The sequence below is a fragment of the Clostridioides sp. ZZV14-6153 genome (assembly GCF_020657855.1).
Lineage (GTDB): Bacteria > Bacillota > Clostridia > Peptostreptococcales > Peptostreptococcaceae > Clostridioides.
In genome coordinates this window covers 503,881-520,067 of the sequence record NZ_JAGWCZ010000002.1, presented here as the reverse complement: position 1 = coordinate 520,067, position 16,187 = coordinate 503,881, and the positions used below count along the sequence as shown (strand labels likewise).

General features: G+C 28.3%; 11 protein-coding genes and 1 other annotated feature. Of the genes, 2 read left to right on the top strand and 9 right to left on the bottom strand.

The genetic code is table 11. The annotated features are described in order from the left end of the window. The first annotated feature begins 172 nt into the window (after nucleotides 1-172). Nucleotides 173-1,348 carry a GGDEF domain-containing protein gene (locus tag KGF46_RS05075; protein WP_227861829.1) on the top strand — a complete coding sequence of 392 codons (1,176 nt, stop codon included), beginning with the start codon at nucleotides 173-175 and terminating at the stop codon, nucleotides 1,346-1,348. Nucleotides 1,349-1,627: 279 nt separating this feature from the next. Here KGF46_RS05075 and KGF46_RS05070 read toward each other — a convergent pair whose 3' ends face one another. The 9 genes from KGF46_RS05070 to KGF46_RS05035 form a co-directional block, all read right to left on the bottom strand. Then, on the bottom strand, nucleotides 1,628-3,562 hold the full coding sequence (locus KGF46_RS05070) for a YARHG domain-containing protein (RefSeq protein WP_227861828.1): 1,935 nt from the start codon (nucleotides 3,560-3,562) through the stop codon (nucleotides 1,628-1,630). Nucleotides 3,563-3,746: 184 nt separating this feature from the next. Then, a complete protein-coding gene (locus tag KGF46_RS19980) occupies nucleotides 3,747-3,869 on the bottom strand; it encodes a hypothetical protein (protein ID WP_255640446.1) in 123 nt (40 codons plus the stop codon). 211 nt (nucleotides 3,870-4,080) lie between these two features. Further along, complete coding sequence (asnS, locus tag KGF46_RS05065) at nucleotides 4,081-5,478, bottom strand: asparagine--tRNA ligase (protein ID WP_227437264.1); 1,398 nt, start codon at nucleotides 5,476-5,478, stop codon at nucleotides 4,081-4,083. A gap of 75 nt (nucleotides 5,479-5,553) precedes the next feature. Then, nucleotides 5,554-5,788 (bottom strand) — a binding site (T-box leader). A gap of 295 nt (nucleotides 5,789-6,083) precedes the next feature. Beyond that, nucleotides 6,084-6,287: a CDIF630_02480 family spore surface protein gene (locus tag KGF46_RS05060; protein WP_413840240.1), complete on the bottom strand. Its 204-nt coding sequence runs from the start codon at nucleotides 6,285-6,287 to the stop codon at nucleotides 6,084-6,086. Between the two features lie 100 nt (nucleotides 6,288-6,387). Continuing rightward, entirely contained in the window at nucleotides 6,388-8,061 is a 1,674-nt protein-coding gene (gene cspC, locus KGF46_RS05055; protein WP_227828863.1) for a bile acid germinant receptor pseudoprotease CspC, read from the bottom strand. A 9-nt stretch (nucleotides 8,062-8,070) separates the two neighbouring features. Next, a complete protein-coding gene (cspBA, locus tag KGF46_RS05050) occupies nucleotides 8,071-11,469 on the bottom strand; it encodes a bifunctional germination protease/germinant receptor pseudoprotease CspBA (RefSeq protein WP_227828864.1) in 3,399 nt (1,132 codons plus the stop codon). 148 nt (nucleotides 11,470-11,617) lie between these two features. Further along, nucleotides 11,618-12,814, bottom strand: a complete 1,197-nt coding sequence (locus KGF46_RS05045; protein WP_227828865.1) for a vWA domain-containing protein — start codon at nucleotides 12,812-12,814, stop codon at nucleotides 11,618-11,620. A 20-nt stretch (nucleotides 12,815-12,834) separates the two neighbouring features. Beyond that, complete coding sequence (locus tag KGF46_RS05040; protein WP_227841159.1) at nucleotides 12,835-13,656, bottom strand: AAA family ATPase; 822 nt, start codon at nucleotides 13,654-13,656, stop codon at nucleotides 12,835-12,837. Nucleotides 13,657-13,975: 319 nt separating this feature from the next. Then, nucleotides 13,976-15,091 (bottom strand): 4-hydroxybutyrate dehydrogenase, encoded by a 1,116-nt coding sequence (locus tag KGF46_RS05035; protein ID WP_227828866.1) that lies wholly within the window; start codon nucleotides 15,089-15,091, stop codon nucleotides 13,976-13,978. Between the two features lie 393 nt (nucleotides 15,092-15,484). Here KGF46_RS05035 and KGF46_RS05030 point away from each other — a divergent pair, with 393 nt between their 5' ends. After that, nucleotides 15,485-16,174 carry a helix-turn-helix domain-containing protein gene (locus tag KGF46_RS05030; protein ID WP_227861827.1) on the top strand — a complete coding sequence of 230 codons (690 nt, stop codon included), beginning with the start codon at nucleotides 15,485-15,487 and terminating at the stop codon, nucleotides 16,172-16,174. Nucleotides 16,175-16,187: the final 13 nt, after the last annotated feature.

The window sequence follows — 16,187 nt, the reverse complement described above, 5'->3', positions numbered from 1 at the left end:
ATACTAATACAAAACTTTATTTAATATTAACTAATAAATATCACCTATTATAAATTTAGATTGTTACATATATCATATTTTGCTATAATTAAATTGTAAACAAAGTATTCCGAGTATCTAAGAAAAGAAAAGGAATACTTATTTTTATGTTTTATTTTTAATGGAGGCTTATATGAACTTAGAAAAATTCAAAAAATTCTTTGGATTCCCTCTAGATAAAAAACACAAAGAAAATGTTGAACGAGAACTTTGCAATTATCTTTATCATACAGGCAAAATTATTTGTATCATAATAATAATATCTCAACTAATTATGATGATATCAATATCAGCTAGAGATGGTGGCCCTTTTGCCACCCCAAGACGTCAATGGTATTTTTGTATGTATATAATACTACTTTGTATCTCTTTAATTTTTATGTTTGTTTTTTCTTATCTTTGGAATAAAAAAAAGGAACATTGCACTTGTTATATAAACTTATGGGTGATTTATGTAACTTTTTTCTGCTTATGGGGTTGTGTAATTACTTTGCTTGACCAGTTAGGTGGAAATGATTTGAGTGTATTCAGTTATATAATGTTAACAGCTGCTGCTTTTTCAGTATTAAAATTAGGTCAATCAATAGTAGTTTTTGGAGGATGTTTTTTATTTCTTAATCTACTCTTACCAGGAATTCAAACTGTATCAGGTAATGAGTTCAGTAATATTGTAAACACATTTTTTATAACATCACTTGCTATTTTTGTTTCTACAATGTTATATAGAAGTCGTGTATTTACTTATTATGATAAAATGCTAATCCATCAACAATACGAAGAAATCTCTCATATGAATAATTTATTAAATCTTAAGGTTATGACCGATGACCTAACTAAAATGAATAATCGTAGGTATCTAGAAGATGTTCTTCAAAAAAAATTAAGTACCCATTCAAATCAAGAGCCTATAACAGGGATGATGATAGATATAGATTATTTTAAACAATTTAATGACACTTACGGACATCAAAAAGGTGACTACTGTTTACAAAATATTGCTAAAGTAATTTTAGATTTTACAAATTCTGAAAATGCACATGCTATCCGTTATGGTGGTGAAGAATTTTTTATATGTATTTTCAATTGTGATGAGGAGAATGCTAAACTTAAATCCGAATGTTTACGTAAGATTATAGAGTATTGTAATTTTGAACGTGATGATGTTCCTTCAAAATGTGTGACTGTTAGCATCGGAGTTCATACAAAGAAAGTCGAAGAATTAATAACTTTAAATGAATTTATAAGTTATTGTGATAAAGCTTTATATATTGCAAAGGAACAAGGTCGTAATTGTGTTGCATTTTATTAAAAGTATAGAAATAAAAGTATCAATCCTTATATTTATATTTTCTTAATAAGAAATTTATTTTGTTCAAAACATTTAGATAATATTATGTAAACCTATAAATTAGCTTTTTAGATTCATACATGAATTATTAAATCTATAAGTTATGCTTAAGTCTAACTTATAGATTTAATAATTTTATATATAATTAATTCATGTTTAAAATTAATTCACATTTCAATTTTAATGTTTATAGACTATCTTATACTACATTTAGACATGTATTTTAAATTTTCTTATTACTTAATTTTCCATTTCCTTAATCAATGATACATTTTGTTTCTCTACAGAATTTAAAACATCTGTATCAGCTCCTATACTATAATCTGGCTGATACCATGACTTATTACTAAAATAACTCTTATATGGTTCTTCTTTAAATACATATCCATACCTTGCAAATATTTCGTTTCTTATATAGGCCAACTCCTCTTTACTATAAAGCCCAAGTTCATCTTTAGTTAATACTCTAGAATCACTATCATATATAATATAATCATCATCATAACTTACTTCCTTATTTTTCGTATTAGAACTTGAACCTGAATCACTTTTATTGCTCTTTTTATCAGTATTTTCACTATTTTCCTTGTTATTTATACTCTTAATAAATTTTTCAGCTTCTTCTTTGGAAATCTTATTAAGTGTGCCACTCACGTTATTAGCTTGCAATGAAATTTCATTACTAGTAAATTTAGTTATAGTAAATTTTTCCTTTGATAAAGTATCTTTTCCTTTTAATACTATGCTGTTACTATCTGAACTTTCTACTTCATATTTAACTGTATAATTACTTTCTTCTTCACTTTTACTATAAAGTTTTATCTTATTTGGCTCTTCAAATTCAAATATATTATATTCATCAGCTTTCCAAAAACCATTTAAATCTTTTGGCTCCAAATTTTTAGAGTAAATCAACTTATTCCCTAAATAAACTTCTGAATATTTCCCTACATTGTTTATTTCTATATTGTCTTTCCTAGTTTTTAAATTATAAAAATGTATTTCCTTATTTTTAGTAGAATATGCTATATTCTCTGAATTAAATGAATAGCCAACAACATCACTTGCTATCTTGTCTTTATCTAAAAATAACTCCCCACTTGATTTAATATAAAGTAATTCCTCATCATTAATAATAGATACATTAGAATTTTCTTTCATATCATTGCCTATTTTTTCGTCTTCTTTATTATTTTTCTTAATATATATATCTCCATCAGAATTTGTAAATACAATTCCATCTTTAATAAAACTTACATAATTAATGTCTGCTTTTATTTTATTAGACACCTCTTTACCTATTTCTTTCTCATACAATTCATCATCACTATTTATAAAATAAAATTTATTATCTCTATATTTATAAGACCTAATATCTGATGCTATTTTTTCACTAACATTATTTTTATACAAATATAACTCACCTTTCAAATCCTTATAATTATACTCACTTATATACATAATTTCTTCATCATTAGATTTTACCCCCCATAAATTTGATACATCTGAACTAATTTTGACCTTATCATTTTTATCTGTACTTTTTAAATATAAATTGTCATCATTATTTATAAATATTACATCCCCTTTATTATTTACAATATCAAAGCTCTGTATATCAGTAGATATTTTTTCTTTATTTCCATCTTCTTTATATAGATATAACTCTTCATCTGTATTCATATAATATATGAATTTTCCATCTGTAGACATCCTATACAATACAACATCATTAGCTATTTTTTCTTTATCTTTTCCATCGTATTTTACATACAAAGATTTTTCTGATGATATATATGCTATAGTGTTTGAAGAAGGCATAAATTCATATGAATTAATTTCATCAGAAGATAAATCTGATGCTATTTTTTCCTTTTCTTTTTTTAGGTTATACTTATATAAATTATTTCCTTTATCTTGAATTAATATTGATTGTTCTCCATTTATATAATCTTTTTTAGTATATGTAGGTACATCTGATGCTATTTTTTCTTCATCCTTACCTTCTGTCTTTATATATACATCTGTCATATCGTCTGAGTTATTCTCATCATTTTTTAATAGTATAAGAGAATTATCTCTGTCTGCTTGCTTACCTTTAGAACCATTTTTTGAACTACAGCCTGTACATATAAGTGCCAAACTTAAAACTATAAACAACCCTTTCTTAAACATTATTACTTCCCCCTCATGATAATGATAAAACTTTTTGTGTAATAAATATACTATTCAATAATTTTTTAGATTTAAATTACCTTATATATTTTTATACTATTTACATAAAGATAATGCTTAAATATAATTTATATTTAAACTTCCAAAAAATTACTCTACTAGTTATAGTATAGCACAATAAACGTTATCCAATCACACTCACTATTGTCACTCCAAAAGCTTTTAGTGCCTCTTGAAGCACTTTGTTTCCATCATAAGGATACCCAATAGGATTAAAATAAAGTTTAGCAGTTTGTTCACCAATCATTTCACAACCTTCTATTGTATAATCGCCAAGTCCAATTATTTATCCTCCTAGTATAAGTAACTTATAATTACATTGTATAATAAAATATGAATAAGCAAACTACATATATTTGTAAACACAATAAAAATAACTTGTATGTATCTAAATCAGATAGCACACAAGCTATTTATTATATAGAAAAATTATATAATCATATTATAGGTTACAATTATTAGAATTCAGCATTTTTAGGAGTTCTTGGGAAAGGTATAACGTCTCTTATATTAGACATACCTGTCATATACATAATTATTCTTTCAAATCCAAGACCAAATCCAGAGTGAGTAGCAGTACCAAATTTTCTAAGTTCTAAATACCACCAGTAATCTTCTTCATTTAATCCCATTTCATGAATTCTATCTAATAGTACATCTTCTCTTTCTTCTCTTTGAGAACCTCCAACTATCTCTCCAACACCAGGAACTAATAAATCCATTGCTCTAACAGTTTTGCCATCTTCATTCATTCTCATATAGAACGCTTTTATATCTTTTGGATAATCCGTAACAAATACTGGAGAATTGTATATTTGTTCTGTTATATATCTTTCATGTTCAGTTTGAAGATCACATCCCCATTCTACTGGATACTCAAACTCATGTCCTGATTCAAGTAATAACTCTACTGCTTTAGTGTATGTTATTCTAACAAATTCAGAGTTTACTATTTTATTTAGTCTTTCTAGCAATCCTTTATCTATAAAACTATTAAAGAATTCCATTTCTTCTGGAGCGTTTTCTAAAACATAGTTTATAACATATTTTATCATATCTTCTGCAAGTTCCATATTATCTTCAAGGTCTGCAAAAACTATTTCTGGCTCTATCATCCAAAATTCTGAAGCATGTCTTCCTGTATAAGAGTTTTCAGCTCTAAATGTAGGCCCAAAAGTATAAACATTTCTAAAAGAAAGTGCCATTATTTCAGCATTTAATTGCCCACTAACTGTCAAATTAGCTTCTTTCCCAAAGAAATCTTGTGTATAGTCTATTTTTCCATCTTCTGTTTTTGGAATATCATTTAAATCCATAGTTGTTATTCTAAACATTTCTCCTGCACCTTCACAGTCACTACCTGTTATGATTGGAGAATGGGCATATACAAAGTTTCTTTCTTGAAAGAATTTGTGTATTGCATATGCAGCTATTGATCTTACTCTAAATACAGCTGAAAAAGTATTACTTCTTGGTCTTAAATGTGCTATTGTTCTTAAATACTCAAGTGTATGTCTTTTCTTTTGTAGTGGGTATGAACTATCTGATTCACCTTCTACAACTATATTTTTTGCATGTATTTCTACTGGTTGTTTAGCTCCTTCTGTAGATACCAACTCACCTTCTACAAGTATAGATGAGCTTATTGCCAATTTACCTATCTCTTTAAAATTTTCAACTTTTTCATCAAATACTATTTGCATATTTTTAAAGAAACTTCCATCATTTAATTCTATAAAGCCAAAGTTTTTAGATACTCTAGATGTTCTTATCCACCCAGCTACTTTGACAGTTTTTCCTATGTACTGTTCTTTATCTCTGTACAATTCTTTTACTGTTATAAATTCCTTTTGCATTTTAAAGCCTCCTAGTTTAATTTTTAGTAATTTCTTCTAAATATAATTCCATAAAAAAAGCCCTTCATCCCTGTATAAAGGGACGAAAGACTATTACTTTCGCGGTACCACCCTAGTTGTCATAAATGACCTCTTAGTTAAGCAATGCTTAAAGCCTATAACGGTGCCTTCCGTCTAAGTCTACTTGCTAAATAAGCTTTCGATTAGAAACTCCAAGATGTTCTTCAATATAAAACTTGTATTGAGCTTTCACCATCCTCAACTCGCTAAAACTACATTTTATATCTACTCTTCTCTTCACAGTATTTATCTTCTATTATTTCCGCTAATTAACAAAATTATACCAATTTATAAATTTTTAGTCAATAAGTTTATACAATTGATATTTACTAGTCTTATATAATCTATAATATAAACATTTATATTCAAAAATTTATATTTCCCTTTCAAATGTTTATAAATTACATTTTGCCTTCTGACATTTATAAAAAAAGTAAAGTAGTATACTGTTTATTAGCCTAAGTTTAACTTTAAGCTTTTTAAACTAATACTACTTTACTTAAATACAATAAATTATTTATTTTTGTTATCAAGTATAGAAGTCTTTACAGTTTACTTCCATTGTCAACCCAATCTTTTGCTTCTTCAACACTATTAAGTGAAGGTATTGAAACTTTACTATGAGGTTTTAATTTTTCAACATCTGCCCAAGCTGCTGTTGATTCATTTCCAACTAGAAGTGGACTTCTAAGTCTTTTGTTATCTTTACCTTTTAATGCTCTTGCTTTTTTACTTTCCAAAACTATCACCTCTATATATTTATTTTGTAATAGTTTTAGCAATTTTTCAAATTAAATTCATAAGTAAAATTTATAACAGATAAAATGCCATTATTTACATATTTTTTATTTATAAAGTATTTGCTATCTGTTGAATTGTATTTTTTAAATTTAAAATCCCATATCCCTGTGAAACATTTGGATATGTATATATATCGAGCTTCGTAGCTCCCAATATTAAATATGTTTTTAAAACTTGTGTAAACAATGATAACCTTGGGATATTATCTTGTTTTTCCAAGTATTCCATTAATAAGGCCAAGACTCCAGAAACTATAGAACTACTAACGCCTGTACCTGTTGCTGTATTGTATGTTCCATTTTTATATGTAGATATTATATCTACTCCTGGGGCTACTATATCTGGCTTAATTCCTCTTCCTCTAATTGGCCCTTTTGATGAACCAATCCACATACTATCAGTCTTATTATTAAATGTACCAACTGTAATTACATCATCACCAGCAGCATACATAGTTATTGTAGCCACTGAGTCTGGGTCTAAAAATCTTGTATCTGGTGCTATCAAGTTTTTATTTGGTAAATATATGTCATACTCTCCTCCTATTAGGAGTTCTGGAGTTAGCCTCAACGTCCACACACCAGGTTTTATATCTCTCAGTCTTATCTCTAGACTTTCATTTCCAGAAGTGATATATGGATAGATGAATCTCATTGAATAAGTAGTATTTTCCAGATTAAACTTTCCTCTATATACATAAAAGTCTGGGGAATATCTTATATCATGACTAACTTCACCTGAAGGAGATATTATTTGTGCCCCTATCTTATCTGGGCCATTTGTATTGAGTGTTATATCAAGTGCGTAATCGTCACCATCTTGTATTATTACATCTTGGACTTCATTTAAACTACTAAATCTTCCAGCATAATGAATATCTGTATTACCTTGATTACCTGCGCCACTTACTAATACAACACCAGCACTACTTAATATATTAAATGTGTCTAATATGGAAGTAGTTGCTACAGCACCTGACTTAACTCCGATAGTAAGATTTATTATTATAGGCTTATTTTCTGTTTTTGCTATATTAGTAACATATGTTATAGCTGCTAAAAAATCTGAAACACTATAATTTATCCTTCCAGCATAATAGGTATCTGTATATGATTTTAATTTAACCACTATCAAATCTGACTCTGTAGTTATACCTCTATATTGTGAATTTACTCTTCCATTTCCTACTAATATACCAGAAGCCAAAGTTCCAGTACCTATATTATCTTGACTTAAACTTCCATCATTTCTACTTATAGCTAAACTTAATTCACTTCTTGTAAATTCACTCCCAAAAATAAATCCTTCTGGTGGTGGATTTGTATTTTCTTCCTGATCCCATAATCGTAAAACCTTACTTGTTCCATCTGCGTTCACAAAATCAGGATGTAAATAATCTATACCAGAATCTATAACTGCTAATAAAATTCCTCTTCCTGTTATATCATTATATGGATTCTCATAAATATACTCTGATTCAGTAGCTGTTGTAATAGTTTCTCCATTATTCATATTATTAGTTATTTCAATTAAACTACTCATTGGAGCAGATTCTTCCCACCAAGCAACTTGTAGTATATTATTTAAAATAGTTTCATCAAAGTCCATAGGTACATATATTACTGCAAGCTGACTATTTAAAACCATATATCTATTTATTCCATTTTGTTGAAGTGCAGTTTCTATATCACCCTGATAAATTATACAATAAGATTTTTCCATAAATCCCTCCTATCTTAACACATCAAACATACCTCTAACGTCCAAAGTTCCATATCCAACACTTGTATTTGGATACTCTGTAGTTTGATTTTTTCTAGCTCCAGCCTGCATAAAAGTTTTTATTTTTTGGACGTATGCTTGATTTGGATATCTTCTATCAACAAAAGTATATTGAAAATACATCGCAGCAGCTCCTGCAGCATGTGCACTAGCTGCTGCTGTACCAGTTATAGTTGCGTATGTATTTCCAGGATATGCAGCTATTATATTAACTCCTGGTGCTACTAAGTCTGGCTTTAATCTATCTTCAATAGTTGGCCCTCTTGATGAACTTTGCCACAAACTATTATTAATAGTATTGTAAGCTCCTATAGTTATTAAATCGTCCTGAACAGCAGGATAATTTATAGTATAAAAAGGGTCAACCTCTCTAAATCTAGTTCCACTTTTTAAAAGAGCTCTATTTGGAAGATACAAGTTATATATTCCATTTACAATGTAAACCCCTACTAATCTAATCTTCCACACTCCTCTTTTAGCATTTCTCAGGGTAACATTGGTAAACTGCTGACCTGAAAAAGTAGTTGGATATACATATGTTATAGAATACTCGGTTCCTTCTAAATCAAATAAACCTGTTACCCTATTATAACTTGATATTCCAACACTTTTACTTTCTTCACCAGTGGGAGACACTATTATTACATCTGCTTTATCTGGTTTATTCAACCAAAGCTCAACTGATAATTCTTCTTCTTCTTCATTTAATTCCAACTCGACTTCAACAGCACTTCCTACATTTGGTATTCTTCCAGATGTGTGTGTCTGAGTGTTCCCTTCATTTCCAGCTCCTGCTGTTATACACAATCCTCTAGTAAAAAATGCTTTTTCACTATTACTTCTATTGGTCAATCCAACTAAACTATTGCTACCCAAAGATATATTTATTACTAATGGTCTCCCAAGTTCAAAAGATTTTTTATATGCATACTGAGACGCAGCAAATAACATTGCACTATTATAAAATCCTTCTATCTTAGCAGTTTTTATTATTATTAATTCAGCATCCTCAGCTATTCCTGCATATTCCTTATTTACATTACCAAGACCTGCACATATACCACTTATCATAGTACCTTGCCCAACTTCATCTTGAGATAGACTAGCATCATTTTCTGCAATTGCTCTATTAATATCTTCTCGTGTATATTCTGTACCAATGTAAAAACCTTCAGGTGGAGTTCCATCCTTTGTTTGGTCCCATAAAAAAGCTATTTTTGAAGTTCCATCTGCATATATAAAGTCTTTATGTAGATAGTCTATTCCTGTATCAGCAATTGCTATAAGAGTACCTCTTCCTGTTATTGTTATATTTGGATTATTTTTAAAAAAATTTACACCTATTTCTTCGGTTGCAACTACACCACCAAAAGTACCTTGATTAATCTCTCCAAGCAGTGTCATCTTTATAGTTGATTCTGTCCTTATAACTGATGGAAGTTCCAAAACTCGTTGTATACTATTATAGTCTGTAGTGTTTATAGATAATACACCAAATGAGTCACTTAACTTAAGAAATTCTTGACTCATACCCAATGATGCTAACTCGTCTTCAAATTCAGGAGTATGAATTACATTTATTCCTGCCAATGTTCCTGATTGTCTATCCATATTTTCACTTAGAAAATCCTCCAAATTTAAGTCATTATTTCTTTGAGCATTATAACTTTCTATAATTTTATAATTATTTTCTTCATCTTTAAATGACTTATTAATGCTTCTATATCCAATGTTTTCTGTTTCTAAATCTTGATTTATACTAGATAAAGTATACAAATCTATGTCTGATAAATTTAAAAATCCAAATCCTGATGAATTATTCGGATATTGCTGATTACTTAGTCTTCTTGCTCCCCTAAGAAGTAATGCTCTTAACTTTTGTGAATATAAAAATAAATCATTTCCATTTACAATTCCCCACTCCATAAACAACGAACAAACTCCTGTGACATGAGGAGTAGCCATGCTAGTTCCAGTTAATGCTCCACTTGTACCTCCTGGTAAAAAAGATATTATATCTTCGCCTGGAGCTAATAAGTCTGGTTTAAACACTCCTAATTGTGTATCTCCTTCGCCAGAAAATATGGATACTATATCTGTTCTTGAATTGAAACTACCTACAGTTATAACTCTACTTGCTGTTCCAGGAACTGTAACAGTAAGTTCTTGAGTTGGAATCAAAAATCTCGTGTTTCTATTTAATCCCTCAGAAGTTGGTAGATATATATTTATATTACCAGTTACAATATCTATAGGCTCAAATACAATTCTCCATAAACCAGGATTTATCTGTGTATTTGAACTTAACTGCAAAGTAACTCTTCTAGTAAGAGAATATGGTGCTATAGGATAAAAATAACCAGTAATTCTTGTCTCTCCTAAAGTATTTCTTATTTCACCTGAAGTTAGAGAAATTGATTGTGTCTGACTATTTGATGGACTTACTAAATGTACACTAAAATCATCAATAAAATCTGGCCATATGTTTATATTTAATATACGTTCTCCTTCTCCAATTACAAACTCAACTTCTTCTGTAGTATTATTTTGAAGTCTAATCCTTTTATGACCACCCTTATCTGCATTATTACCAGCCGCTACCACTATATTATTTTTCCAAAATAAACACATATCATCTATATACTGCTCAAATAAAGAAGTTCCTCTATGCGAACCTTCATTACTTCCATAACTTATATTTAATGTAACAGGCATTCTTAATTCTAATGCCCTATCTAAAATAAATTTAATCGCCCTCATAAACTCTGTACTTCTTGAAAAAACATCTGTCTGTATATTTCCAACTCTTACTACTATTATCCTAGCATCACTTGCAATAGTTGAACAAATACCTGCAACATGTGTACCATGTAGACTAGTCGTTGAAATAGGTATATATGTATTACCAGCTATTGCATTATTTATATCTTCATTAGTATATAATGTTCCTTCTTTAAAACCTGCTGGAGGATTTCCTTGTATAGACTGGTCCCAATAGTATAATATTTTAGACCTTCCATCACTATCTCTAAATACAGGCAAAGTATAATCTATACCCGAATCAATTATACCAATTATAGTCCCTTTTCCAGTTAATCCTGTTCTATTTTTAAAACCTGTTATCCCTGTGCTTGAAAAACTTTGGATGTCTTGGGTTTGTAATATAAAAGGTTTTTCTATAAACTCTATTTCTGGATAAGTCAGTAATCTATTTATATCTTCTTCATTACTTGATGTTATTATTGCATATGAAGAATTAAGTATTTCTACTGAAACACCTAATTCTTGCTCTAATCTTAATATATCTCCATTGTATTTTACGATTAATTCATAATTTATTATAATCACCTCAATTTCTAAAATTATTATTAATGTATATGTTTTTTGTAAGTCTAAAATGTATTAGGCTACATAATTTTTAAATTTCAATTATACAATTTATAATATAAAAAATGATGGTACATCTTTTAGATAATTTGTACCATCATTTTTTATATTATTTCGCAACCATTAAATTTTTCAATGATTTTTCCAATCCTTTTACAGTTAATGGATACATATTAAACTCACTTTGTATTAACCTTTGAGTCTGATACCAATAACTGATTGAATCCCATCCATCTCTCAGTTCTGGATTTAGCCACACAATTTTACTATACTTTCTTTTGAATCTTTTAAGCCACTCTATCCCAGGTGTATCATTATATGGACCTCTATAATTACCACCAATATGAAGTAACTCAGAAGGTGCCATAGAGGCATCACCAACGATTATAACTTTATAGTTTTTATCTATGTTTTGTAATATCCATTCAGTATCAATAGACTTACTTAGCCAGCATTCTGGTGTCGTAAATAATCTATCATAAAAACAGTTATGAAAATAGTATACTTTTACATCTTTAAAGTGATTTGATTTACTTACAGACTGAAATAATGTATTACATAAAGTACTATATCCTCTCATTGAACCCCCTGAATCTATAAGTAGCAAAAGCTTCACTGTATTTTTTCTTGGTTTTTCAAAGAATAATTTTAAATACCCTGCATTATTACAAGTCTCTTCAATAGTTTTATCTAAGTCAAGTTCTGTCTTTGGAGCATCTATTCTAGTAGAAAATTGACGAAGTCTTTTTAATGCAACTTGAAATTGACGCATATTTAAAACTTCATCATCTCTAAAATCTCTATACTTTCTTTCTCCTGCAACTTCAAGAACAGCCCTTCCATAGGTTGAAGTTCCACCTATACGTATACCAGTTTGACCTTTGCCTGAATGACCTAATTCAGAAGTACCTCCTGTTCCTATCCAGTAATTTCCTCCATTATGTGGAGAGTCTTGTTCTTTTATACGTTCCTCTAATTTAGCTCTCAATTCATCAAGGTTTATATTTGGATTTTGTTCTAATCTTTCAAATCCTTCTAAATCAACATTTGGCTTTTTAAGCCAGTTCATAATCTCTTCTGGAATTTCTTCTTTGTGTTCTATACCTTTAAAATACTCCAAAAATACTGCATCAAATTTGTCAAAATTACTTTCACTTTTTATTAAAATCATCCTACAAAGATAGTAAAAATTAGAAAAATTTGAATAACAAAGCCCTTTGTCCAGTGCTTCAATTAAAGTCATCCATTCATTTAAAGATATATCTAGACCTCTTGCTCTCAATAAATAAAAAAATTTAATAAACATAATTATTCAGCTCCTATTGACTACAAACGTTTTTGCATAGATTCAATATCCTCATTATTTTTAAGCAGTATCCCTGCAAAAGGAACCTCTTTTTCTATTTTTTCAATTGGAATTCCACTTAAAGTCAATGCTTGTATCCAGTCTATTAATTCTGATGTGCTAGGTTTCTTTTGTATCTCTCTTAAACTTCTAATCCAATAAAAAGTAGTCATTACTTGTTCCAATAAATGTTCTTCAACTTTATCAAAATGTACTTTGACTATCTCCTCCATCATATCTCTATCAGGAAATTCTATATAGTGAAATATACATCTTCTTAAAAAAGCATCTGGAAGCTCTTTTTCTGCATTCGAAGTTATAATCACTATAGGTCTTTGTTTTGCTGTTACAGTTTCTTTTGTTTCATTTATATAAAACTCCATTTTATCTAATTCCCAAAGTAGGTCGTTTGGAAACTCTAAGTCAGCCTTGTCTATTTCATCTATCAAAAGAATTACTTGTTGCTGTGAACTAAATGCTTCTCCTAATTTACCATATTTTATGTACTTACCAATATCATCTACTCCTTCACCTCCAAATTGACTATCATAAAGTCTTTGAACAGTATCATATACATAGAGTCCATCCTGTGCTTTTGTAGTTGATTTTATGTTCCAAATTACTAAATCTTTTTGTAGTTGATTTGAAATTGCTTGTGCAAGCATAGTTTTTCCTGTTCCAGGTTCTCCTTTAATTAAAAGTGGTTTTTCAAGTGCTATAGCAACATTAACTGATGCCATTAGTTCTGGTGATACTACATAATCACTACTTCCTTTAAAATTACCCATTTCTTTTTTTATCATAAGTTCTACTCCTTTTAAACAATAAATTTTCTAAATGTATATGACTATTATATTACTATTTTTGATATAAAATAGTAATATAATACATTTGTATATCATTACTCTAAAATTCTATATATAAATAAAATTACCTCTAAAATATTTAAATTTTATCTTTATTTGTCATAATTAAATGAAATATATATTTTTTAATAAGTACAAGATACATTATCTTATAAAAATATCAGTCATAAAAAGCGATGATTTAATTAAAACCATCGCTTTTCATAAATTTGAGTTATAGCTAAATATAAAGCAATTAACTTTTAGATTTGGGTTATCAATATAAAATTCTGTATATATTTACTATTTCTTCTTTATTAAGTTTAACATAACTTTGATTTAATAACCTTTGTTGACTATCCAAGACACTGTCTGCAAAACTATTTATCTCATAATCTTTCATTCCATATTCTCTTAAACTTTTTCTTGTAATAATTTTATTAAGTAGCTCTTCCATTTTTTCATATACCTCTGATACTTTACAATTCATTATTTCACTCAAAAGCATATTTATTTTTGCTAATTTACCATCTGGTGATAATCTATTATATGTTTTAAACACTTCTATAAAAAACTGATAATTAGCTTCCCCATGAGTAACATGATAAACTCCACTTAATGGGTATGAAAGTGCATGTACTGCTCCTGTCCCAGCATTTCCAAAAGCAATACCAGCTAAATCACTTGCAACCAAAAAATCTTCTATAATATCAAATCTATAATCTTTTCCATTTAACACAATTTGCTGAAATCCATTTAAAATCATCTCTATAGCTTTGGTACTAAAAATTTCTGTATAAATACTTGCCTTTGGAGATACAAAAGATTCTATAGCATGTATTAAAGCATCAATTGCACTTGTAGCAAAAAATGAATATGGAAGCTCTAGTAATAACTCTGGAATTAAAACTGCATAATCTGGAAATAATTCATCTACAGCTAATCCAAATTTCGTATTCATCTCTGTTATTTCTGCAATTGAAATATTTGACACCTCTGAACCTGCTCCACAAGTTGTAGGAACAGCTATTAATTCTCTTATTTTTTCTAAAGGAACCTTTTTTTGAAATAAATCACTTGATTTCTTTCCATCTTTCAGTACTAACAACTTTGCCATATCAATAACTGCTCCCCCACCAATAGCAATAATTCTTGTACAATTAGTTTTTGAAAAATCATCCAATAATTTATCCATCATTATATCATCAGGTTCACCAGTTCCATACTTACTTTTATATTCTACATGTGCATCCAAACCAAAGCTTTTAAAATATGTATCATATGCATTTTTACTTGTTAATATAAAATCTGATTTACAAATCTTGAATTCTTCTATAAATTCTTTTGAATTTTCAAATTTATGAACTTGTGTTTTTTGCTGAAATAACTTCATGACATCCTCTTTTCTTCAACTTATAACTTGATGTTTTATTTTAAATAATCTGTAATATAATTATAAAATTTTTATTTTTTATATGCAAGTTTTACCATAGGTAATTTATATTTTAAAATATCTTAATATAGGTCCAATATTCTATAAAATAAAATTAATTCACTATAAAAGTAATCTAACTTTAAAATAATTGAACAAAATTAAAATCTAAAGTATAATAAAATAAAAATTTCACTAATCTTACTGAAAAATACTGTACATTTAACCTGTATTTCCTCAATAAGAAAAATGTTTGGAGGTAATTTTATTAATTATATAATTATGTCAAATAATCATATTTCTTCGTTTACAAATTCTATTCAATCAAAGAAGCATAAACATTGGATGTTACAATTGTTTATAGGAATTGAAGATAATTTAAATATAACTATAGATGGCAATGATATAGAAGGTAAATGCATTATTGTAGATAGTAATATAGAACATTGTTTTTCAACAGGAGAAAAAGTATGTTTTACTATGTTAATTGAACCAACATCATCACTTGCATTAAGTCTTAAATCAAAATATATTGACAAAATTAAGGGTTATGGAATTATAGATATTCATAATACTAAACATATACAAGAAAAATATTTTAAATTTTTAAAAAATCATGATAAAGAAGGTTATTTAAATTTTACAAATTCTGTGTTCAAATATCTTAATGTTGCTCAAGACAATTACACAATAGTTGATAAAAGAATTCATAAAATAATGCAAAGACTTAATGAGTGTGACTGTCATAATCATTCTATAAAAAATATTTCTGATATGGTCTTTCTTTCGCCAAGCAGACTGTCCCATATATTCAAAGAACAAACAGGAATGCCATTAAAAAGTTACATTCTCCTACATAAAATTCAAAAAGCATATTTTTTACTTTTATCTGGTAAATACTCTATAACTGATGCTGCTATGATGGCAGGTTTTGACAGTGCTTCACATCTAGCATACACCAACAAATGTATGACTGGTATGAATATTTCTGGCATATTAAAAAACAGCAAGTTTTTGAAAGTTTCAAATTACTCTAAGGTATAAAATATAGTTACAC

Excerpts from the sequence above, each read along its gene's own strand:
- cspC (WP_227828863.1), bottom strand. The coding sequence starts at position 8,061 with ATGGAAAAATCTTATTGTATAATTTATCAGGGTGATATAGAAACTGCA.
- KGF46_RS05035 (WP_227828866.1), bottom strand. The coding sequence starts at position 15,091 with ATGAAGTTATTTCAGCAAAAAACACAAGTTCATAAATTTGAAAATTCA.
- KGF46_RS05075 (WP_227861829.1), top strand. The coding sequence starts at position 173 with ATGAACTTAGAAAAATTCAAAAAATTCTTTGGATTCCCTCTAGATAAA.
- KGF46_RS05045 (WP_227828865.1), bottom strand. The coding sequence starts at position 12,814 with ATGTTTATTAAATTTTTTTATTTATTGAGAGCAAGAGGTCTAGATATA.
- KGF46_RS19980 (WP_255640446.1), bottom strand. The coding sequence starts at position 3,869 with ATGATTGGTGAACAAACTGCTAAACTTTATTTTAATCCTATTGGGTAT.
- KGF46_RS05040 (WP_227841159.1), bottom strand. The coding sequence starts at position 13,656 with ATGATAAAAAAAGAAATGGGTAATTTTAAAGGAAGTAGTGATTATGTA.
- KGF46_RS05070 (WP_227861828.1), bottom strand. The coding sequence starts at position 3,562 with ATGTTTAAGAAAGGGTTGTTTATAGTTTTAAGTTTGGCACTTATATGT.
- asnS (WP_227437264.1), bottom strand. The coding sequence starts at position 5,478 with ATGCAAAAGGAATTTATAACAGTAAAAGAATTGTACAGAGATAAAGAA.